At 37.3% G+C, this 21,433-nt stretch carries 23 protein-coding genes; 19 read left to right on the forward strand and 4 right to left on the reverse strand.

Going from position 1 to position 21,433, the window contains the following annotated elements:
- Positions 1-2 precede the first annotated feature (2 nt).
- The 18 genes from OZX59_RS01360 to OZX59_RS01445 all read left to right on the forward strand — a co-directional run bounded on the left by OZX59_RS01360 (position 3) and on the right by OZX59_RS01445 (position 15,573).
- Positions 3-446, forward strand: coding sequence for a cell division protein SepF (locus tag OZX59_RS01360; RefSeq protein WP_277126353.1), 444 nt, complete (start codon positions 3-5; stop codon positions 444-446).
- A complete protein-coding gene (locus OZX59_RS01365) occupies positions 446-736 on the forward strand; it encodes a YggT family protein (RefSeq protein ID WP_277126354.1) in 291 nt (96 codons plus the stop codon). The genes OZX59_RS01360 and OZX59_RS01365 overlap by 1 nt, the downstream gene beginning before the upstream one ends.
- Positions 736-1,518 (forward strand): YlmH/Sll1252 family protein, encoded by a 783-nt coding sequence (locus OZX59_RS01370; RefSeq protein ID WP_277126968.1) that lies wholly within the window; start codon positions 736-738, stop codon positions 1,516-1,518. The genes OZX59_RS01365 and OZX59_RS01370 overlap by 1 nt, the downstream gene beginning before the upstream one ends.
- 29 nt (positions 1,519-1,547) lie before the next feature.
- Positions 1,548-2,288, forward strand: a complete 741-nt coding sequence (locus tag OZX59_RS01375) for a DivIVA domain-containing protein (protein ID WP_277126969.1) — start codon at positions 1,548-1,550, stop codon at positions 2,286-2,288.
- Between the two features lie 223 nt (positions 2,289-2,511).
- Entirely contained in the window at positions 2,512-5,301 is a 2,790-nt protein-coding gene (gene ileS / locus OZX59_RS01380) for an isoleucine--tRNA ligase (RefSeq protein WP_277126355.1), read from the forward strand.
- Positions 5,301-5,522 carry a cold shock domain-containing protein gene (locus OZX59_RS01385; RefSeq protein WP_277126356.1) on the forward strand — a complete coding sequence of 74 codons (222 nt, stop codon included), beginning with the start codon at positions 5,301-5,303 and terminating at the stop codon, positions 5,520-5,522. Before ileS ends, OZX59_RS01385 begins: the two co-directional genes overlap by 1 nt.
- Positions 5,522-6,094 (forward strand): NUDIX hydrolase, encoded by a 573-nt coding sequence (locus OZX59_RS01390; protein WP_277126357.1) that lies wholly within the window; start codon positions 5,522-5,524, stop codon positions 6,092-6,094. Before OZX59_RS01385 ends, OZX59_RS01390 begins: the two co-directional genes overlap by 1 nt.
- A complete protein-coding gene (locus OZX59_RS01395; RefSeq protein WP_277126358.1) occupies positions 6,087-6,401 on the forward strand; it encodes a hypothetical protein in 315 nt (104 codons plus the stop codon). The genes OZX59_RS01390 and OZX59_RS01395 overlap by 8 nt, the downstream gene beginning before the upstream one ends.
- 18 nt (positions 6,402-6,419) lie before the next feature.
- Positions 6,420-7,139: a 5'-methylthioadenosine/adenosylhomocysteine nucleosidase gene (locus OZX59_RS01400; protein ID WP_277126359.1), complete on the forward strand. Its 720-nt coding sequence runs from the start codon at positions 6,420-6,422 to the stop codon at positions 7,137-7,139.
- Positions 7,117-8,274: a cysteine desulfurase family protein gene (locus OZX59_RS01405; protein WP_277126360.1), complete on the forward strand. Its 1,158-nt coding sequence runs from the start codon at positions 7,117-7,119 to the stop codon at positions 8,272-8,274. The genes OZX59_RS01400 and OZX59_RS01405 overlap by 23 nt, the downstream gene beginning before the upstream one ends.
- A 47-nt stretch (positions 8,275-8,321) precedes the next feature.
- Positions 8,322-8,663, forward strand: coding sequence for a DUF1831 domain-containing protein (locus OZX59_RS01410; RefSeq protein WP_277126361.1), 342 nt, complete (start codon positions 8,322-8,324; stop codon positions 8,661-8,663).
- Positions 8,664-8,669: 6 nt separating this feature from the next.
- Positions 8,670-9,791 (forward strand): tRNA 2-thiouridine(34) synthase MnmA, encoded by a 1,122-nt coding sequence (mnmA, locus tag OZX59_RS01415; protein ID WP_277126362.1) that lies wholly within the window; start codon positions 8,670-8,672, stop codon positions 9,789-9,791.
- A gap of 104 nt (positions 9,792-9,895) precedes the next feature.
- Complete coding sequence (locus OZX59_RS01420; RefSeq protein ID WP_277126363.1) at positions 9,896-10,555, forward strand: histidine phosphatase family protein; 660 nt, start codon at positions 9,896-9,898, stop codon at positions 10,553-10,555.
- Entirely contained in the window at positions 10,555-11,205 is a 651-nt protein-coding gene (locus OZX59_RS01425; RefSeq protein WP_277126364.1) for a CDC27 family protein, read from the forward strand. The genes OZX59_RS01420 and OZX59_RS01425 overlap by 1 nt, the downstream gene beginning before the upstream one ends.
- Entirely contained in the window at positions 11,198-13,570 is a 2,373-nt protein-coding gene (locus OZX59_RS01430; protein WP_277126365.1) for an ATP-dependent RecD-like DNA helicase, read from the forward strand. Before OZX59_RS01425 ends, OZX59_RS01430 begins: the two co-directional genes overlap by 8 nt.
- A complete protein-coding gene (locus OZX59_RS01435) occupies positions 13,560-13,949 on the forward strand; it encodes a DUF1828 domain-containing protein (protein ID WP_277126366.1) in 390 nt (129 codons plus the stop codon). The genes OZX59_RS01430 and OZX59_RS01435 overlap by 11 nt, the downstream gene beginning before the upstream one ends.
- A 109-nt stretch (positions 13,950-14,058) precedes the next feature.
- Entirely contained in the window at positions 14,059-14,766 is a 708-nt protein-coding gene (locus OZX59_RS01440; RefSeq protein ID WP_277126367.1) for an ABC transporter ATP-binding protein, read from the forward strand.
- 15 nt (positions 14,767-14,781) lie between these two features.
- Complete coding sequence (locus tag OZX59_RS01445) at positions 14,782-15,573, forward strand: hypothetical protein (RefSeq protein WP_277126368.1); 792 nt, start codon at positions 14,782-14,784, stop codon at positions 15,571-15,573.
- Between the two features lie 45 nt (positions 15,574-15,618).
- On the opposite strand, the gene OZX59_RS01450 is transcribed toward OZX59_RS01445, so the two are convergent.
- The 4 genes from OZX59_RS01450 to def all read right to left on the reverse strand — a co-directional run bounded on the left by OZX59_RS01450 (position 15,619) and on the right by def (position 19,263).
- Positions 15,619-16,554 carry a YegS/Rv2252/BmrU family lipid kinase gene (locus tag OZX59_RS01450; protein ID WP_277126369.1) on the reverse strand — a complete coding sequence of 312 codons (936 nt, stop codon included), beginning with the start codon at positions 16,552-16,554 and terminating at the stop codon, positions 15,619-15,621.
- Positions 16,555-16,614: 60 nt separating this feature from the next.
- Entirely contained in the window at positions 16,615-18,294 is a 1,680-nt protein-coding gene (locus OZX59_RS01455) for a ribonuclease J (RefSeq protein WP_277126370.1), read from the reverse strand.
- Positions 18,295-18,300: 6 nt separating this feature from the next.
- On the reverse strand, positions 18,301-18,525 hold the full coding sequence (locus tag OZX59_RS01460; protein WP_277126371.1) for a DNA-dependent RNA polymerase subunit epsilon: 225 nt from the start codon (positions 18,523-18,525) through the stop codon (positions 18,301-18,303).
- A 183-nt stretch (positions 18,526-18,708) separates the two neighbouring features.
- Entirely contained in the window at positions 18,709-19,263 is a 555-nt protein-coding gene (gene def / locus OZX59_RS01465; protein WP_277126372.1) for a peptide deformylase, read from the reverse strand.
- Between the two features lie 291 nt (positions 19,264-19,554).
- On the opposite strand from def, the gene typA reads away from it, so the two are divergent.
- Positions 19,555-21,396: a translational GTPase TypA gene (typA, locus tag OZX59_RS01470; protein ID WP_277126373.1), complete on the forward strand. Its 1,842-nt coding sequence runs from the start codon at positions 19,555-19,557 to the stop codon at positions 21,394-21,396.
- Positions 21,397-21,433 lie beyond the last annotated feature (37 nt).

Consider the following 21,433-nt stretch of genomic DNA (forward strand, 5'->3'; position numbering starts at 1 on the left):
ACATGTCGTTTAATAAAATAGGTAAATTTTTCGGCATTTCTGATGAAGATGAAGAAATGTATGATAGCGAAGACTATATTGATGATCAACAAAATGAAACCGAAAATACTGTCCCACTTGGTGCGATAGATCGAGATAAAGTTGTTTCGATTAAGTCAGGTGCAGATTCGGTTAAGAGTAAGATAGTCTTGTATGAACCGCGAGTTTATTCAGATGCTAAAGATGTTGCTCAAAACTTGTTAAATAATAAGGCTGTGATCATTAATTTTAGTCGAATGGATGATGCTTCTGCTAGAAGAATTGTTGACTTCATTACTGGGACTGTTTATGCACTAAGTGGAGAAATTCAACGAGTTGGTGATAAAATATTTTTAGCTACACCGCCAAAGTTTGTTACCAACGGCAAGATTAGCGATTTAGTTGATAAGAAAGATAATTTAAGCTGATGTGGCAGGCATTCTTTTATATTTTAAATGCGTTAGAACAGCTTATTGGGCTATATAGTCTTATTATGGTTTTTGATGCAATTATGAGCTGGATACCGTTTTTGAGAGATTCTGCTGTGGGTCGATTGTTTGATAAATTGATTGATCCATATTTAAGAATCTTTCGCAAAGGACCAATTCAACGTTTTTCTTATTCAACTGGGTTAGATTTATCCTTTCTAATTGGCTTATTGTTGTTATACTTTGCACAAGATCTGCTAAAAAGTATCTTGTTTAGGTTGTTTTCATGATTGAGAAAAGACAAGCAAGTAGTTTTTATGCATATTTTGAGCCTGAAGAAAAATCGACTATCGATCAAATGGTCGGTTTTTTTAATAGGGTAGTCTATCGTCACCAGCCTATCCTGACTGATTTTTTAGATCCTGGTCAAAGAAATATCCTGAAAACTGTTGTTGGTAAGGATTTAGTTGTGCAAGAATTCGGTGGTTATCAAAATGCTGAAAAAAAGCGTGTTTGGATTGGTTTAGATTGGCAAGAACTAGCCTTAGAGGATTTTTTGGTTACTCCTTGTGAAGTTAATTATCCAAGTAAGTTTGCCAAGTTGAATCATAGTGCAATTTTAGGTAGTTTGGCTAATTCAGGAGTTGAAGTAGATACTTTTGGTGATATCATTACTGATGGAAATGGAAAGTGGCAGTTTTTTGTAAAAACTACATTGTTAAATTTCTTTACTGAACAGATTACACGTATTGGCCGCAATCAAGTCAGAATTCTCCCAATTGATCAAAAAGATGTTTTAATACCAGAAGATGATAGTCGCGAGGTTACAATTGTTGTAGCATCATTGAGATTAGATGCAGTTTTAGCTGGACTCAGTAACCAAAGTCGTGGCCAAGTAAAAGCTGCAATTACGCAGAGAAATGTTAAATTAAATTGGCATGTAGTTCAAGATTCTAATATAATAGTAAAAGTAGCGGATATTTTCAGTTTAAGACACTTTGGTAGAAGTGAAATTGTCGATATTGTTACAACCAAAAAAGGAAAATATAGGGTGGTGCTGAAACTGTGGTAAACGAAGAAAAACAAGTAAAAATAACGCCAATGGATATTCATAATCAAGACTTTAAAAAACGGGGGCTTAATGGCTATGATCGCCGTGAAGTTGATAGTTTTTTGGATCAAGTGGTTGAAGATTATGGTAATGCTTTGGACCAAATGGTTGATTTAAAAAATGAAGTTGTCAATTTACAACAACAAGTCAAAGATGCACGCCAGCAAGCCGAGCAAGCAAAAGCCGAGGCGGATACAGCTAAACAAAATGAACAAGCTGCTAAACAGACAATTGTTGGAGCACAAAAACGAGCACAGGAAATTATTAATGAGGCCACTGAACAGGCGAAAGTTGATGCTAATTATCAGCGTCAACAAGAAGCAACGATCAGGGCTGATTATGAACGTTTAAAAAAGGAAGTATCCGGCTATCGTATTCATATTCAAGATTTACTGCAGATTGCAATTGATAATTTAAATGATGAAAAATGGCAAAAGGCTTTAGATAAATACTTTGATACTGAGCGTTTTTATCCACCAGATGGTTCTGAACCAATCACTTTAGCAGATGACGATGATGAAGAAGACCTTGACAATGATGATGAAGATGAAGTAGACTTTGATGAGGAGGACATTGACGAAGCTGATGATCTTGATGACTTAGATGAGCCTCAGCCATTGGCTGGAGACAGTCTAAATCATGAGACAATTAGTCAGTCAGAAATCACCCCTACAAACAATGGCTCTGAGCCAACAATTGTTTTTCCAGATGATTATAAAGATCATAAATAATAAACTAACAGTAAAACTTGCAGGCAATTCAGCGAATTAGCGAAGGTGGGAGGCTAATATAAGAGCCTAATGGTTGATCAGCTGTTTAGGATAGGTTTATTACGTCTTTTGCACGATACGCAAGATTTAAGTGGAGTGTAGCAACTCAATTTAGGTGGTACCACGGATAATGAACCTCGCCCTAATTTAGGACGAGGTTTTTTGTATAGAAAGGAATTTTATTATGAAAGTAAAAGATACGCTCAACTTGGGCAAAACAAAATTTAAAATGAGGGGTAATCTACCTGTTCGCGAAGTACAATGGCAAAAAGAATGGGAAGAAAATAACTTATATGAACAAAGATTAAAACTAAATGAGGGTAAGCCACGTTTTGATCTGCATGACGGTCCTCCATTTGCTAATGGTAATATTCATATGGGGCATGCAATGAACAAAATTTCTAAGGATATTATTGTTCGCTTCAAAAATATGAACGGCTATTATGCACCATATGTACCAGGTTGGGATACTCATGGTCTACCAATTGAGCAACAGCTTGCCAAGCAAGGTGTTAATCGTAAGACGATGAGTCGTGCTGAGTATCGTAAACTTTGTGAAGAATATGCCAGAAAAGAAATTGAAAAGCAAAAGGCTGATTTCAAGCGTTTAGGAGTAATGGGCGACTGGGATCATCCGTATATTACTTTGCAACCAGAATATGAAGCAGAAGAAATTCGTGTTTTTGGTAAAATGTATGAAAAAGGCTATATTTACAAGGGGAAACGACCAGTTTATTGGTCACCATCAAGCGAATCAACATTAGCAGAAGCAGAGGTAGAATATCATGATATTAAATCACCTTCAATTTATGTTGCATTTCCAGTTAAAGATGGTAAAGGTCTGTTAGATGCAAAAGATACTTACTTTTTAATTTGGACTACAACTCCGTGGACTATTCCATCAAATCAAGGAATTACTGTTAATCCAAAGTTTGATTACTCGGTAGTTAAAGTTGGCGATAAGCGTTATGTAGTTGGTACAGACGCTTTGGAATCTGTGGCAAAGGACTTGGATTGGACAGACTACCAAGTTGTGCAGCATCTCAAAGGTACGCAAATGGATCGAATGGTAGCAAAGCACCCGTTATATGATCAAGATTCGTTGCTAATGAATGCTTTGCACGTTACCGCAGATGACGGTACTGGATTAGTTCATACTGCGTCAGGATTTGGTGAGGATGACTGTAATGTTGCTCAAAAGTACGGTCTTCCTGTCTTTAGTCCAATGGATGATAAGGGTTGCTTCACTGAAGATATTCCTGATCCGGACCTAGTTGGCATGTTTTACAATGATGCTAATAAAGTGGTTAGTGAAAAATTAGAAAAATCTGGTAATTTACTAAAATTGAGTTTCTTTACGCACTCTTATCCACATGATTGGCGGACTAAAAAACCAGTTATTTATCGTGCTACTACTCAATGGTTTGCCTCTATTGATAAGTGTCGTGATCAAATCTTGGATCAAATTGAGCAAGTTGATTTTGTGCCTTCTTGGGGTAAATTACGCTTACATAATATGATTAAAGATCGCGGGGACTGGGTCATTTCTCGTCAGCGAGTTTGGGGTGTTCCACTACCAATTTTTTATGCTGAAGATGGCACTGCAATTGTTACTCCAGAGACCATTGAGCATGTTGCGGAACTTTTTGCTAAAGAGGGATCTAATGCATGGTATACTCATCCAGTTGAAGAATTATTACCGGCTGGTTTTACTTCTGAACATTCGCCAAATGGTAAGTTTACCAAGGAAAATGATATTTTAGATGTCTGGTTTGATTCTGGGTCTTCTCACAAGTCCGTTATGGATCATCGCCCTGGTTTGCATTATCCAGCCGATCTTTACCTTGAAGGTAGTGACCAATATCGTGGTTGGTTTAACTCTAGCCTGATTACCTCAGTTGCTACTACTGGCAAAGCACCATACAAAGGAATTTTATCTCAAGGATTTGTGCTAGATGACAAAGGACATAAGATGTCGAAATCGCTAGGCAACATAATTGCTCCTAATGATGTAATTAAGAAAATGGGTGCGGAAATTATTCGCTTGTGGGTAGCTTCAGTTGATGCCACTTCTGATGTCGCTGTTTCAAATGAGATTCTGCAACAAACATCTGAAAGTTACCGTAAGATTAGAAATACTTTCCGCTATATGCTGGCTAATACGACTGATTTTGATCCAAATAAGAATCGAGTTGCATATGAAAAACTCACTCCTGTTGATCAATATCTAGAAGTTCGGTTAAATGACTTGGTTGAGAGTTGTTTAGCTGATTATGAGAAATACGACTTTAATGCTGTTTATAAGAAGGTCTTTGCCTTTATTGCTAATGACTTATCAGCCTTTTATTTGGACTTTGCTAAAGATGTTTTGTACATTGAGAGTAAAGATGGTCAAGCTAGACGTTCAATGCAGACAGTTATCTATGATGCAACAGTTAAAATCGCGAAAATTCTGACGCCAATTTTGCCACATACTATGGAGGAAATTTGGTCATTCTTGAAAGAAAAAGAAGATTATATTCAACTATCCGATATGCCAGAGGTTGAGCAATACGCTAATCATGATGATGTCTTGGCTAATTGGAAGCAGTTTATGAACCTGCGTGATGATGTTCTTAAAGCCTTGGAGCTGGCTCGTGATCAAAAATTAATCGGTAAATCATTTGAAGCAGCTGTAACTATTTATCCTACTAAAGAAACTAAGGCAGTTCTTGATACTTTAGATGCTGACTTTAGACAAATTCTGATTGTTTCAAAATTAACGATTGCTGATGGTGATGCACCAGCTGATGCAGAAGAACTACCAAACGCAGCTATTAAGGTTGAAAAAGCAACTGGTGAGGTTTGTCCACGTTGTCGGATGGTTAGATCTGATATTGGCGTTGATCAAAGTTTGCCAATGCTTTGTGGACGGTGTGCTACAATTGTTAAAGAAGATTATCCTGAAGTAGTTCAAGAAGGATTAGAAGATTAATGCGACTAGGTACAGTAAAGCAATTTGACCAAGGCAGTAGTTTTGGATTTATTGAAGATCAAGAAAATCATAAGGCCTATTTTGTCTTTTATACTGCGATTAAAGAGGCCGGCTATCGGCGTTTGCAAGTTGGCCAAAAAGTAAAATACCAACTTGCCCAAGGCAAAAACGGTTTACAATGTGTCAATGTTTATTTGGCTGAGTCACAGGAAAGTGAATAATGGACTTAAAAGAAACAGAAATTTCTGCAAAACAAATCTTTAAGGGGCGAATTGTTGATCTTTCAGTTAGGACAGTTAATTTGCCAAATGGTGTCACTACTACAAGAGAAGTGGTTGAACATCAACCAGCCGCTGCTGTTCTTGCTGTTAATGACCAGCAGAAAATGCTATTAGTTGAGCAGTGGCGTGAACCGATTAAGCAATTGACTTTAGAAATTCCTGCTGGTTTAGTTGACGCTACGGATGCTAGTCCACTAGATGCGATGAAGCGTGAATTAAACGAGGAAGGCGGCTACCGGGCAGATTATTGGGAAAAAATCACTGAATTTTATTCTTCTCCTGGCTTTTCTAGTGAGCAGCTGCATTTGTTTTATTGTGATACTTTAACTAAATTAGCTGAGAAACGTCCGTTGGATGACGACGAGTTTTTAACTAGTCATTGGTATGATTTGGCGCAGCTAAAGCAGCTGTTTGCGCAAGGGAAAATCGTTGATCTAAAAACATTATATGCGATGAGTCTCTGGGAAAATATGCTGTTGACCGGTACAGATGTAAAGGGAAAAAATGACTGAGAAACGTTCAGATTACCGTAAAAAAGTTAAGCAGCAAAAAAATAAAAAAGTTTTGCATAAAATTAAGTCAGCTTTTAATGATGAAGCAGAGCTTGATGTAAATGCCGATTTTAAACGTGATCCAGTAACAGACCAGACCACTCAGCAAAAGCGAACTAGCCAAGAAAAGCAAACGCCGCCAGCAACTACCTCCAAAAAAGAAGGCGTAGCTGATAAAGGTTTGCGACTCAAGCGAAGATTGAATCAAGCTATTTTGATTGTCTTGGTTTTAATTGTTTTGGTACTATTAGCATTGTTTCATTTATAAAATAATTTGAGGATAAAGATGAAAATAGCGATTATTGTTCCAATGGAAATTGAAGCAACATATTATCAGAAATATTTTCACTCAGGTACTAAGGAAGTGTTCGGATCTTGTGTGTTCGAGCACTTTTCTGGTACTAAAAACGATATTTATATTGGTCTGAGTGGAATTGGTAAAGTCCAGGCTGCAATGAACCTAACTAGTTTATTGAGCCAAATAAAAATTGATTTGGTATTGATGACTGGAACTGCTGGTTCATTGCAGACTTTTGTTCATCGGTCAGATTTAATTCTGGCTGACTCATTCAGCTATCACGATGCACATAATACGCTTGCGGGAAATTATGTTGAGGGACAAATTCCGGGTGAGCCTGCTGAATTTAGATTGGAGTCTCCTGCAAAAACAGCTTTTGCCGACTTTTTGCAAGCAGAAAATATCAAAGTACAAACTGGCTTAATTGTGACCGGTGATTCCTTTATTGGTTCGGATGAACAAAAGGTGATAATTAAAACCAATTTTCCTGATGCTTTAGGAGTAGAGATGGAAGGGGCTGCTTTTGCACAAGTTGCTGACCATTTTAAAACGCCGTTAATTGCTTTGCGGGCGATTTCTGATAATGGTGATCAAGAAGCTGATGGTGACTTTGATCATTTTGCCCAAGAAGTGGGTGCCAAGGCAGCTAAATTAATTTGTAAATATTTAAAGAAGATGATGAAAAATGACGCAAGTTTATTTGGATAATGCGGCAACTACACCAATGTCGCCCACAGTAATCGACACAATTACTGAACAAATGAAGCAAAATTTTGGCAATGCATCTAGTACTTATGAATTAGGCCGCGTTGCTCGTAGAGTCATTGAGCAAGCTCGCAGCCAAATTAGTCAGGCAATCAATGCCCAAGCTAACGAGATTATTTTTACTTCGGGAGGGTCAGAAAGCAATAATACGGCAATCTTTGGAATTGCCCGTATGCAAAGGGAAGTTGGCCACAGAATCATTACTACGAAAGTTGAACATCCGTCTGTGTTAGAACCGCTGCGTCAATTAGAAAAAAACGGTTTTGATGTAGTTTATCTGGATGTTGATGCAACTGGGCATATTTCGCTTGCTGATTTAAAAGCTGCCTTAACTCCAGAAACAATTCTGGTATCAATTATGGCTGTTAATAACGAAGTTGGCAGTATCAACCCGTTACAAGAGATTGGTGAAATTGTCGCTGATAGCAATGCCTATTTTCACGTCGATGCTGTGCAAGGATTAGGTAATATTGATCTAGATGTACAGAAAATGCAGATTGATTTATTATCTACTTCGGCTCATAAAATTAATGGCCCCAAATTTCTTGGTTTTTTATATAAAAATGCTCGCATTAACTTACCGCCACTGATATATGGTGGTGAGCAAGAGACTAAGCGTCGTGCAGGTACGGAAAATGTTCCTGGGATTGCAGGCTTTGGTGAAGCGGTAAATGAACTTAGCAAGATTAATAAGCAGGAATTGCAGGCTAAATATAGCAAGTTTCAGGAGATTATCTTGCATGAATTAGATGAAGCTGGAATTAGCTATCAAGTCAATGGCGGACGCGGCAAGAATGTTTCGCACCATGTTCTAAACTTGCGAATTAATGGTGTTTCCACCACAATTTTGCAAGCTAATCTTGATTTAGCTGGTTACGCCGTTTCGGGCGGATCAGCTTGTACAGCGGGTTCACTTGAACCGTCACATGTATTAGTGGCCTGTTTTGGTCAAAAGTCGTCAAGAATTGATGAATCAATTAGAATTTCGTTTGGTCGCTATAATACGGTTGCAGAAATCCGAGCATTTGCTTTGGAATTAGTGAAAATTGCTCAAAAAACGCAATGGAAAAATAAATAGTTGCATTCTTAAGTAAGTTAACTTATTATTAGTAAGTGAGGTAAATTATGGCAAATACAGTGATATTGAATGGTGATACACGTAAGTTCACCTTAAGTCCAGACTTAAAGCTCTATGCATTGCTTGATGCGGGTTTTGTAAAAACTGCTAAGGGAAATTATAATTATGAACATCCACTTTATAATGACTCACCTTATGATGCGCCTACTAAACTTAAGATGACGATTAATCAAGCAATGACCCACTTTACCATGGTGGTTACTGATCGTAATGGCTTAAAGAAAGTGAATATTTTTAAGAATCAACAATTAGCACAAACTGTGGATCTTTTAAATTATATTTTAAAAGACTTAATAGAGCGTAACATTATTATGGCAGTAAAGGATTGATGATAATTGGCAAAGAAGACTAGAGTTGTTGTTGGAATGAGTGGCGGCGTTGATTCTTCCGTATCTGCGCTGTTACTTAAGCAGCAAGGTTATGATGTAATTGGTGTCTTTATGAAGAACTGGGATGATACCGACGATGCTGGTGTTTGTACAGCAACTGAAGACTATGATGATGTCAAAAAAGTTGCCGATCAAATTGGCATTCCCTATTATTCAATTAATTTTGAAAAGGAATATTGGCATCGGGTTTTCGAATATTTCTTAAGTGAATATAAAAAAGGTCGAACTCCCAATCCTGATGTTATGTGTAATAGCCAAATTAAATTTAAGTCGTTTTTAGAGTTTGCACTTAATTTAGACGCAGATTATATTGCCATGGGTCATTACGCCAAAACAGTAACTGATCAAAATGGTCTTACTCATATGATGCGTCCTAAGGATGGCAATAAGGATCAAACTTATTTTTTGAGTCAACTAAGTCAAGAGCAGATTAATAAGGTAATTTTCCCGTTAGCAGATTTAACTAAGCCGCAAGTACGTGAAATTGCGATTAAGGCAGGTTTAGCTACGGCTAAGAAGAAGGATTCAACCGGGATTTGTTTTATCGGTGAGCGTAATTTTAGAAAGTTTTTAACAGAGTTTTTGCCCGCTAAATCAGGTAAAATGGTTACTCCAACCGGAAAAGTGGTTGGTGAACATGCCGGACTAATGTATTATACAATTGGTCAGCGTTCAGGATTAGGTTTAGGCTCAACTAAAGAATCAACTGATCCCTGGTTTGTTGTCGGTAAAGATTTAACCAAAAACGAGTTAATTGTTGAACAGGGTTATGATAGTGAATTGTTATATGCAACTAAGCTTGAAGCTAGTGAAATGTCATTTTTTGCTGGGCAACCTGATCATGATTTTAAAATTCATTGTAGTGCTAAGTTCCGTTATCGCCAACCAGATGTGGCAGTGACTGCTGAGTACCATGCTCAAAGTAACAGCGTAACCGTCTACTTTGATGAGCCAGCACGTGCAGTAACGCCCGGCCAGGCTTTAGTATTATATCGCGGTGAAGAGTGTCTTGGTGGTGGCAATATTGATGCTGCGTATCAAGATGAACAGCAATTACAGTTAGTTTAAATGATGATAGAGAAAAGATAAATTGTTGTCTTTTCTCTTTTTCTTTTAGCAAAATTAAATGATAAACTAGATAAGTAATCCAAAAGAAAAGGCAGGGCATAGCAATGCAGATTTATTTTGTACGGCATGGAAAAACTGAGTGGAATCTTGAGGGACGTTTTCAAGGTGGGCATGGCGATTCACCACTATTAGAGCAAAGTTTGACAGATATTAAGAAGTTAGGCCAACATTTACGTGGAGTGAAATTTGCTGGAGTTTATTCCAGTCCTCTAAAGCGGGCAATTGATACTGCTAATGGAATTACGATTAGTGCGGGAATTGATCTGCCTGTGACAATTGATGAACGACTGCGTGAATTTGATTTGGGACAGATGGAGGGACTTAACTTTGCTCAGGCTAAGCAGCGCTTTCCTAAGCAAGTTGACGATTTATGGAATCATCCAGAATGTTATGATGGTAAAGCAATTGACGGCGAAGATTATCCTGAAGTAATTAATCGTGGTAAGAGTTTTGCTCATGATGTTGCCCAAAAATTTCCAACTGCAACTGACAAAGTACTCGCTATTAGTCATGGCGCCGCTTTATCTGGTATGATGGGTGGCTTGCTGGGCTTTTCTTTAAAAAATGTCAGGCAAAATGGTAGTTTAAGTAATACTAGTCTGACTATTTTGGAAACAAAAGATCAAGGTAAAAATTTTCAGACCATAGTTTGGAATGAAACAGATTTTTTAGAAAGAAAATTAGCAGAAACGGATTCATTATAATGACTAAAAAAGAAGCAAAAACTGAGGCTGAAAAGCAAAAAATTAACCAAAAAGTTCATCAACTAATTACTAAAATTGATGCTAACCCGCAAAAAACGGAAAATTATTTGGAATTAGCAACTTATTTACTCGAACAGGGCAGCTTTGTTCAAGCTACTCAATTGTTGGAGCAAGCAAAGTCACTAGTTAAAGAGCCGCAAGATTTAGATTATGATTTAGCTGTGTGTTATTATATGCAAGGTGAATTTGATAAAGCATTAGGCTTACTTGACCAAATTCCTAATGATGATTTGGTTTTATACCAAAAGGCGCTAGTTTATTTGAAACTAGGGCAGCCGCAAAAAGCACTCGCTTATGCCTTAACTATTAAGCAAATTGATGAACGAGTAAATGAATTACTGGGTGATATCTGGTTGAATTTAGGTGAAATGCAGCAAGCTGCAGCTAGTTATTGCCAGATTCCAGATAATAAACGTAGTGCTAAGGTTAATTTCTTACTGGGAATTACGGTTTTAGCTACCGATAAGGAACAGGCGAAGCAATATCTGGCTAAATCACGTGAATTAGATTCCAAATATTATGAGCAAGCGCTTGAGCAATATGCAGCAATTTTGAGTAACATTGATAATCAGGACAAACAAGATGACTGAATTTACTGGTAAACTAACAGGAATTGTATTTGAAGCTGACCAAGATTTATATAAGATTCTTAATATTTTAATTGTTGGTAAATTAGCTGGCTATGATGAAGACGAAATCAAGGTTACTGGTAATTTTGGTGAGGTTCAGCTAGGTGCGACTTATCATTTTACAGGTAAGTTAATCATGCATAATAAGTTTGGCTTGCAGTTTCGTTGTGATAGCTATGAGCAAGCTCTTCCTAATGAAGAGGGGAGTTTAACTAAGTATTTAAGTTCTGATCAGTTTCCTGGTATTGGTAAAAAAGCTGCCAATACGATTATCGCAGAATTGGGAGTTGACGCGTTAAAGATTCTAAAGGAGCAGCCTGCTAAGATTGCGACGCTATCTTTAACTCAAAAACAAAAGAATAGTTTGCTAACTGGTGTCAATGCAATGGATTCTTATTCAGAAATTGTCTTAAAATTGGCGCAATTTGGTCTGAATAAAAAAGTTGCTGGGCAATTATATCAAGTTTATCATGGTGAGACCCTTACAAAATTGCAAGCGGATCCTTATGGGCCAATTGTTGAAGTAACTGGGTACGGGTTTAAAAATGCTGACCGAATGGGGCAGGAGCTCGGTTTTAAACCCGATGATGAACACCGGATTAAGGGTGCAGTTTATCAGGTGTTACTTGATGAAGTTAGCAAAGCTGGGAATACTTATATTAAATTAGCCCAGTTACTGACAGACACTAGCAAGCTATTGCATATCACAGAATATGATCCCATTGCTACTTGTGTGAATCAGCTTCAGCAGACCGGTAAGATAGTAGTTACCGGTGAAAATGCGGCCTTGCAAAGTATTTTTGAAACGGAAAATGACATTGCACTAACGATGAAGCAGGTTACTGATCACCAGCAAAAGACCACTCCATATAGTGAAGCGGCTTTAAACAAAGCAATAACTCAAGCGGAAAAACAATTGCACATAAAATATGATGAAACCCAAAAGGTTGCCATTAAAAATGCAGTTAATGAGCCATTATCTATCTTAACTGGTGGTCCTGGTACTGGAAAAACCACTATTGTCAATGGCATTTTGCTCTGTTTACGCGATTTAGCTGAAATTCCCAATTCGGCCTTATACAGCAGTGATCCACCGTTTTTATTGGCGGCTCCAACAGGTCGGGCTGCTAAAAGAATGGAGGAAATTACGGGTATCAGCGCTAAGACAATCCATCGGTTACTAGGAATGGGAATAGGGCCAAGTAATGATGTAGATTTGAACGAACTCAATGGTGAAGTTCTCATCATTGATGAAATGTCGATGGTTGATATGTTTTTGTTTAAACAGTTACTTAACAGTATCAATCAAATTAAGCATATTGTTTTTGTTGGTGATAAAGATCAGTTGCCTTCAGTTGGTGCAGGAAATGTCTTTAGTGATTTGATTAAGTCCGAAGTTTTTCCGACTACGGTTTTAACGCAAATTCACCGACAGGGTGATGATTCTAGTATTATTACCTTAGCACATGAAATTAATGCAGGTCAGGACCAAACAGCTTTATTCAAGAAAACTCAAAATTATTCCTTTATCTCTTGTCCACCACATGAAATTGGTCATGTAGTTAGCCAAGTTGTTGAACGAGCTCTAGCTAAAGGATTTGCTAAAGATGATATCCAGGTTCTAGGAGCAATGTATCATGGCGAAGGTGGCGTAACTAATTTAAATAATATTATCCAAGAAATTATGAATCCGCCCAAACCCAATAGTAAACATATAGAGGCGCACGATGAGCAATTTCGGATTGGTGATCGCGTTTTGCAATTACAAAATAATCCTGAAAAGGATATCTATAACGGCCAAATTGGTAAGGTGATAGCACTTGATGAAAAAAGTTCTAAGAAGTGTCTAATTGCTGATTTTGATGGACGAGAAATTACTTTTAGCAAAAAAGACTTGTTTGACTTAACCCGAGCTTATGCAATTACAATTCATAAGGCACAGGGCTCAGAATTTCCATTAGTCATCTTAAACTTGACTATGCAAAACTATATCATGCTTAAGCGCAATTTATTATATACCGCGGTAACTAGAGCTGAAAAAAATTTGGTTTTAATTGGTGATCAACGTGCTTACACAATGGCTCTGAATACTTCAGGCAACGATCGGAAAACTGGCTTAACTGAAAAATTGCAAAAGCAATTTACAAAAACGGATCAGCAAACTGTGACTGGGGATTTAGTAGCTGATGAACAGGAAACTAGTTCAGATAAGGTAGCAGAAACGATTTTGACACCGCAATTGATCTATTCTGGTCAAATTGATCCCATGATTGGGATGCAGGGGATTACGCTAGTAACGCAAGATAGAGGAAATTATGAACAATAAAACGATACTTGACAGCGAGTTTGTACAAAAATCAATTAGTGATTGGGTAATTGATAATACCAAGGTTATACAAGTTAGTGAAGATACACTAGAAGTGGCAACTACTGAAATTGATGCCTATGGTGATACCGTTTATTGTTTTGTTAAAAGTCTTACTGATACTTATCAGGTAAGTGATGATGGCCGTCTGCTTTTTAAGTTAGATCCAGGAGCTAGTGATGAAGAATTAATCCAAACTGCTACGGAACTAGTGCTTAGTAGTGGCTTTGATTTTGATGATGTGACAAATGAAATTTCGATAACAATACCTAAGTCTGAACTTGCAAGTTCGATTATGAAGTTGGCACAGTTGCAAGTGGCAATTTCATATTTAGGGTAAACCAAAGCAGTAGTTACTACTGTTTTTTTATTGCTTAGATAAACTAAAAGTGCTTTAATTAAATTATATTTTTAATAAAAAATAATTAGCTTTTAGGAGGATAAACTTAATGGCAATTATCTTTGATAAGGTCAATAAGGCTTATAGCAAAAAAGTAGTCTTGCATGACATAAACTTGACTATAGCTCAAGAGCCTTCTGTAATTGGTCTAGTTGGTCCTAATGGTGCTGGTAAGTCAACGATGCTGCGCTTATTAAGTGGAGTATTGGCAGCAACTAGTGGTAGGATTAGTATTGATCAAACAGGACAAAGTTATGCTAATTGGGCTAGTAAACAAACCACCTTTGTTGTTTCGGGTGAACGCGGACTGCGCAATAAATTGACTATTTTGGAAAATGAATTATATTTTGCTTCATTAAAAGGTCAAAATTTGAATAAAACTCGGGAAAAATTGATTCAGTTAGCCGAAGTTTTTAACTTTAATAATAATTTATCTACTACCTTTGAAAAGTTATCAACTGGACAAAAGAAAAAAGCAGCTATTTTGGTGGCAGCCGCACTGCAGACGGAGCTAATACTGTTAGATGAGCCTTCAAATGGTCTAGATATTTCTGCTCAAGCAGAATTAGTTACTCTTATTAAGCAACTCAGGACTAAGACTAAAAAGCTGCAAGTGATCTCTTCTCATGATACACATATGTTAGCAGCAGTGGCTGATTATTATATATTTTTGCAAAATGGAACGATTGCACAAACAATTACGCATCCGTTAGCTGAGTCGCAATTAATTGCCATGTATCATGAATTGTATGATTAATGAGGGAGATAAACTTTGCGAAGAATTAAAAAAGTCTGGCAACTATTTTGGGTACAACTTTATTTAGAACTAAAAAGCAATTTACGATATTTACCAGCAACCCTTAGTCAATTTTTAATTTATGCTGGTGCGCTGGTTGCTATTATGTTGTTTTCTGATACTAGCGAAATGGGTAAGCTATATCATACTAATAATGGGGTTTTTATTATTTTAATCGGCTATCTCTTTTGGAGTTTGGGAATTTCACAGCTTGGGAGCTGTGCTATGGCAATTGAAAGTAATGAAAAGGCTGGTATCTTAGAAAGCGAGGTACAATCAGTTTTCCCATTATGGTTATTATATTTGATTCAAGCTTTAGCAGATAGTGCTATTACTTGGCTTTACTTGATAGTGCTTAGTATAGGAACTTGTCTGTTTACGTCATATTCTCTAGGGGAAATGATCTGGCTTTTAATTTTGACCTTTATTTTGTCGTTAATTTCAAATGTTGGTATGTTTGGTTTGGGTTTAATCTTTGCTGCTGGATCACTGCGTTTCAAACAACTTGGGCAATGGTCAACTATTTTTCAAGCTATTTTATTAATGGTTTCAAATGTCTATCTTCCTATTTGTAGCGTTTGGCAAGAATTAGTACCATATGTCGGAGGAGTAGAATTAGTCCGAAAGTTATTTTTGGGACAAAGAATTTTCACGATGCAGATAGTTAACTATTTACTCGTCAACCTAGTCTGGTTAATAATCGGTATTTTTATTTTTAATTACTTCTTTAAAAAAGAACGTAAGAATGGCTCGTTTGAAGCTTTTTAGGACAAACAAAGACCGCTTTTCACTAACTGCGAAAAGCGGTTTTGTTCATTTTAATAAGTTAAAGTGATTAACTGTTAGCTCAAGTTCAAAGGCTCTTGGATGAATTTCTTCACCATCAACTTGACCAAATTCAGGTTGATAAGTTCTAATAGTAATTTTTTTTGCTTCAAGATAATGAAATTGCGGATCTTTAATATGCGAACCATCTTTGAGTAGGTTAATAAACAGTTTGATTAACTTAGGGATACTGCGTTTTTCTACAATGACAGTAGCAATCTGATGATTAGTAACAGATGCACTAGGAAGTAGTGGAATACCGCCGCCTAAGTATGGATGGTTAGTTGTGGTTACCAAGAAAGCATCATTAAAATGTAGTTTGTGCGACTTACTTTGAACATCTACCTGAAATGTATCCTGCTTACTAACCGCTTTCAAGATATAGGATATATAGCTTAATTTTCCTTGCTTAAGCGTGTTAAGTAACTTTTTTAAATTGGAATGGTTGCTATAATGATTAACATAAGCATCAAACCCAATACCTAAATTATTGGCAAAATAATAAGTCTGCTGTGAACGATTAATTATTTTAAAAGCGCCGCAATCCATTAAGGTGGGAGTAGGCCGCTTTTTTAATTGCTTGAGTAAAGTTTTCGGCTGATTAGTTAGGTTTGCAGCTCGACCAAAATCGTTACCAGTACCAGCTGGTAAATAAGCAAAAGGCAAATTGGGTTGGCTTGATCGCTTAATGCCGTTTAAGACTTCATTAAGTGAGCCATCGCCGCCAATAACTATCAGATATTCATTATCAGAATGGGTTAGGTTGCCATACGCTTCAGCTAATGTAATTAACTCGCCAGCATAGTTGCTTTTTTCAAAGCTAAATGCAATATCTTGATCAATTAAGAGTAAAACGGTTTGATCGAATATTTTTTTAGCATGGCCATTGCCAGCTGACTCATTGACTAAGAGATGTATTTTCATATTTTTGATCTATCTTTACTAAACTTTACTAAAAATAAAAAGCCCACTTGGGCTTTTTATTTATTTCTTTTCAACAATCATTGGTAAAATCATTGGTCTACGTTTGGTTCGCGAATATAAAAAGTCGGAGAGATTTTCTACGATCGCCTTGCGAATAACACTATCTTTAGGATGATCGGTTTTATCCATTTCAGTTTTAATAATGTGATAGATGTGCTTTTGCGCTTGGCTAATCAAATCTGTCGATTCGCGCATATAAACAAAACCACGACTTAGGACATCAGGTCCTGCCAATACTCGTTTATGTTTGTAATCAACGGTTGCTACCGCTACTACTAAGCCATCCTCAGATAAAATCTGACGATCATGGACTACGACGTTACCAACATCAGCAGTTCCTGAAGTGTCAACGTAGACATCACCTGCAGGAATTCGTCCAGCAATCCTGGATCCGTCTGGACCGAAACACAAGACCTCACCATTATCTAAGACAAAAGTGTGATCAGCAGGAACGCCAGCCGCTTGAGCCAATTCAGTATGAACTACTTGCATCCTGTATTCTCCATGGACTGGAATCATATATTGCGGGTGAGTTAAGCGAACCATCATTTTGAGTTCTTCTTGACCACCGTGACCAGAAGTATGAATGTTATTAACACGACCGTGGACTACGTTGGCGCCACCTTCCATTAGTTTATTAATGAGGTGATTAACGCTAAGCGTATTCCCAGGAATTGGGTTAGATGAAAAGATGACTGTATCATCTGGTTGCAGACTGATCTGCCGATGAGTACCATTGGCAATTCGTGATAATGCGGCAAGTGGCTCGCCTTGAGAACCAGTACACAGAATCATGACTTGGTCAGGTGGTGTGTGGTTAATTTCGTTGGCATCAACGATTAGTCCCTCGGGAACATTTAGATAACCCAGATCAATACCGTTTTGGACACCATTTTCCATGCTACGACCAAAAATAGCCACTTTTCTACCAGTATCAATCGCTGCTTGAATAGCGGTTGATACTCGGTAAAGATTAGAAGCGAAAGTCGCAAAGATAATTCGTCCATGAATTCCCGTGATAATATCATGGAGTGATTTAGCTACAAAACGTTCAGATTTAGTGAACTGACTGACTTCAGCATTTGTTGAGTCAGATAATAATGCTAAAACGCCTTCGCTACCTAGCTTAGCCATTTTCTGAAAATCTGGTGCAGGCTGATTCATTACTGGAGTTAAATCAAATTTAAAATCACCAGTAAACACTACAGCACCCAGTGGAGTATGGACGGCAATACCTAGAGTATCAGGGATAGAGTGAGTAGTTCTAAAAAATTCAACAGATAACTTTTTAAATTTTAAAACGGTATCTTCATGTTCTTCATGTAATTCGGTCGTTCTGAGTAATCCGTGTTCTTCAAGTTTACCTTTAATCAGCGATAGTGCAAATGGCGTTGCATATACCGGAATTTCAGGAATCTTTTCAAGTAAGAAGGGAATACCACCGATATGGTCTTCGTGACCGTGGCTAACGACTAGTGCCTTAATTTTCTTGCGATTCTTAACTAGGTATGAATAGTCTGAGATAACGTAATTGATGCCTAATAGATCATCTTCAGGAAACTTGATGCCGCAGTCCATAATGACAATCTCATCTTGGTACTGCACACAATACATATTTTTGCCAATTTCATGCAACCCCCCGATTGCAAAAACAGCTACTTCGTTATTTTTAATACGCACAGATAATTACTTCTTGCTTTCAAAGGACGTCAATTTAAAGTTAGCGTTCTCTTTTTCATATGTTAGTGAGTTGCCGGTCAATTCTTGAATGAGTTCAATGTTATAGGGGGTATTGTCCTCAACCAAGGTTCTTGCTGTAACTAGATTATCTGCTTCTAGATAAAGAGTCTGAGTGGCTTCTCTTCTAGGATTGACAATCTTGTCTTTTTGATACAAAACTTTGTAGATCATATTTGTATTCTCCTTATTCAGTTATTTAAACGTTCTTAATTTGAATATTAACTAAAATATCCAATAGCTAATAAAATTCTACCATATTTATAAATTCAAGTATAGAAACATGGACTAATCGTTTAATTAAAAAAGACCGCCAAACTAAGTTGTCGGTTCAATTAATGTATTAATTTTAATAATTTAATACACAACTACTGTATCTTCAGCTAACTTAAACGGATCTTGTTGATTAATGCGATCATAAAATAGGTGACCACGTAAGTGTTCGATTTCATGTGAGGCAACAATGGCTGGATAGTCCTTTAGGCGAATAGTTTTTTCTTTACCGTCAACGGTGTAATAATGGATTTTTAATCTATCAGGTCGTGGGACATAGCCATCGATTTCTTGATCAACACTTAAACAGCCTTCACCTTCACTTAAGCAGGCTTGCTGGACAGATTCTGATAAAATTTCGGGATTAACGAAGGTCTCTTTAAAAACAATTTCGTTCTTATCATTTGGGACAAGCAATGAAGCCATCTGAACACTTTCACCAACTTGTGGAGCAGCTAGGCCCACGCCAGCACGCAATTGGTGTTTTTTAGCAATCTCGGGATTTTGGGAATTAACAAGATATTCCATCATCTCATCGGCTAGCTTTTGGTAATGGCTGCTTAACGGAAAGGTTAGCGGCTCAGCAACTTTGCGCAACACAGGATTACCATCACGGGTAATATTCTTCATTAAAATCAATTAAATTCACTCTTTCATTAAAAGTTTACAGTTTACATTTTTACCATAAAGTTAACTTACTCGTCTAACTTTTATTTTATACTAAATTTTAAATTTGAAAAAGCTCTAGCCCAAATTGATCTTGTATTTTTTTAAGGTCTACGTATTTGTTGACCTAAATATACATAGGTGGTAAAATCAATGAGCGTAAATATACAGATAAGAAACACTTCGATCAGCATATTAGTAATGTGCCGCCGAAACTGTGACCAGGTCACAGTTTTTTTATTGAGGAGTGGAGGAGGAATACTTTTGTCAGAAAAAAGAAGAGACGATACTAGAAATATAGCAATTATTGCTCACGTTGACCATGGTAAGACAACTTTAGTTAACCAATTATTGAAACAATCCGACACTCTTCCTGAGCACATGGCTTTGGAAGATCGGGCAATGGATTCAAATGATATTGAACGTGAACGTGGAATTACTATTTTATCTAAGAATACTGCGGTTAAGTATGGTGATACAACGATCAATATTTTAGATACCCCAGGACATGCGGACTTTGGTGGTGAAGTTGAACGTATCATGCACATGGTTGATGGGGCATTGCTATTAGTTGATGCTTATGAAGGTACCATGCCACAGACTCGTTTCGTTTTGAAAAAAGCTTTGGATGCTGGAGTTAAGCCAATTGTTGTGGTTAACAAGATTGATCGCCCAGGTGCACGTCCTAAGCAAGTTATGGATGAAGTATTAGAACTTTTTATTGAGTTAGGTGCAAATGATGAGCAATTGGATTTCCCAGTTGTTTATGCTTCTGCATTAAATGGTACAACTTCTTATGAAGCCGATCTAGACACTCAAAAAGAGACGATGGATCCAATTTTTGACACAATTATTAAATCTATTCCTGCTCCACTTGATAATGCTGATCAACCTTTACAGTTCCAAATCACTATGCTTGATTGGGATGATTATGTTGGCCGAATCGGTGTTGGCCGGATTTATCGTGGTCAAGTTAAAGTTGGCGATAACATTACCGTGATGAAGCATGATGGTTCAACTAAGAACTTCCGAGTTACCAAGTTGTTTGGGTTCTTTGGATTAAAGCGAAATGAAATCAAAGAGGCTAAAGCTGGTGATATTATTGCGATCAGCGGAATTGACGATATTTTTGTTGGTGATACGATTGCTTCAGCTGAAAATCCAGAAGCATTGCCGCTATTGAAGATCGATCCGCCAACTTTGCAGATGGACTTTGTGGCTAGTGATTCACCGTTTGCTGGACGCGAAGGTGACAAGGTAACTCCTAAGAAGTTAGAGGATCGTTTAATTCGGCAAACTCGGACTGATGTTTCATTAAAAGTAGAACCAACTGATCAATTAAATGCTTGGACAGTTTCTGGCCGTGGTGAACTACACTTGTCAATTTTAGTTGAAGAATTACGGCGTGAAGGCTTTGAATTACAATTATCACGTCCTAAGGTTATCTATCGTGAAATAGATGGTAAAATGTGTGAACCATTTGAAGCTGTCCAAATTGATACTCCTGATGAATACGTTGGTTCAGTAATTGATTCTCTTTCACAAAGAAAAGGTGAAATGAAGAATATGGAATCAACTGGCAATGGTCAAACTCGCCTAGATTTCTTAGTACCTTCACGTGGTTTAATTGGTTATAACAATGAATTTATGTCACAAACTGGTGGTTATGGAATTATGAACCATAGTTTTGATTCCTATAAACCAGAAGTTAAGAACTGGGAACCGGGACGTAAAAACGGTGCATTGGTGGCAATTAGTCAAGGTAAGTCGACAACTTACTCATTGCAAACGGTTGAGCAGCGTGGAGAATTGTTTATTGGTGCTGGTGTTGAAGTATATGAGGGGATGATTGTTGGTCAATCTTCTCGTGATCGTGATATTGCGGTTAACGTAATTAAAGGTAAGAACTTAACTAATACGCGTGCTGCTGGTAAAGATCATGCAGCTGCCATTAGAACTCCTAAAGCAATGACTCTCGAAGAAGCGATCGAATTCTTGAATGATGATGAGTACTGTGAAGTAACACCTGAATCAATTCGTTTGCGTAAAAAGATTTTGAATACTTCTGAGCGTCAAAAGGCTGATAAGAAGCGTAATCGTAAATAATAAAAATTATTAAATTAATCAGAGTGCCATGATGAAG

The organism is Lactobacillus sp. ESL0681 (assembly GCF_029392835.1).
Lineage (GTDB): Bacteria > Bacillota > Bacilli > Lactobacillales > Lactobacillaceae > Lactobacillus.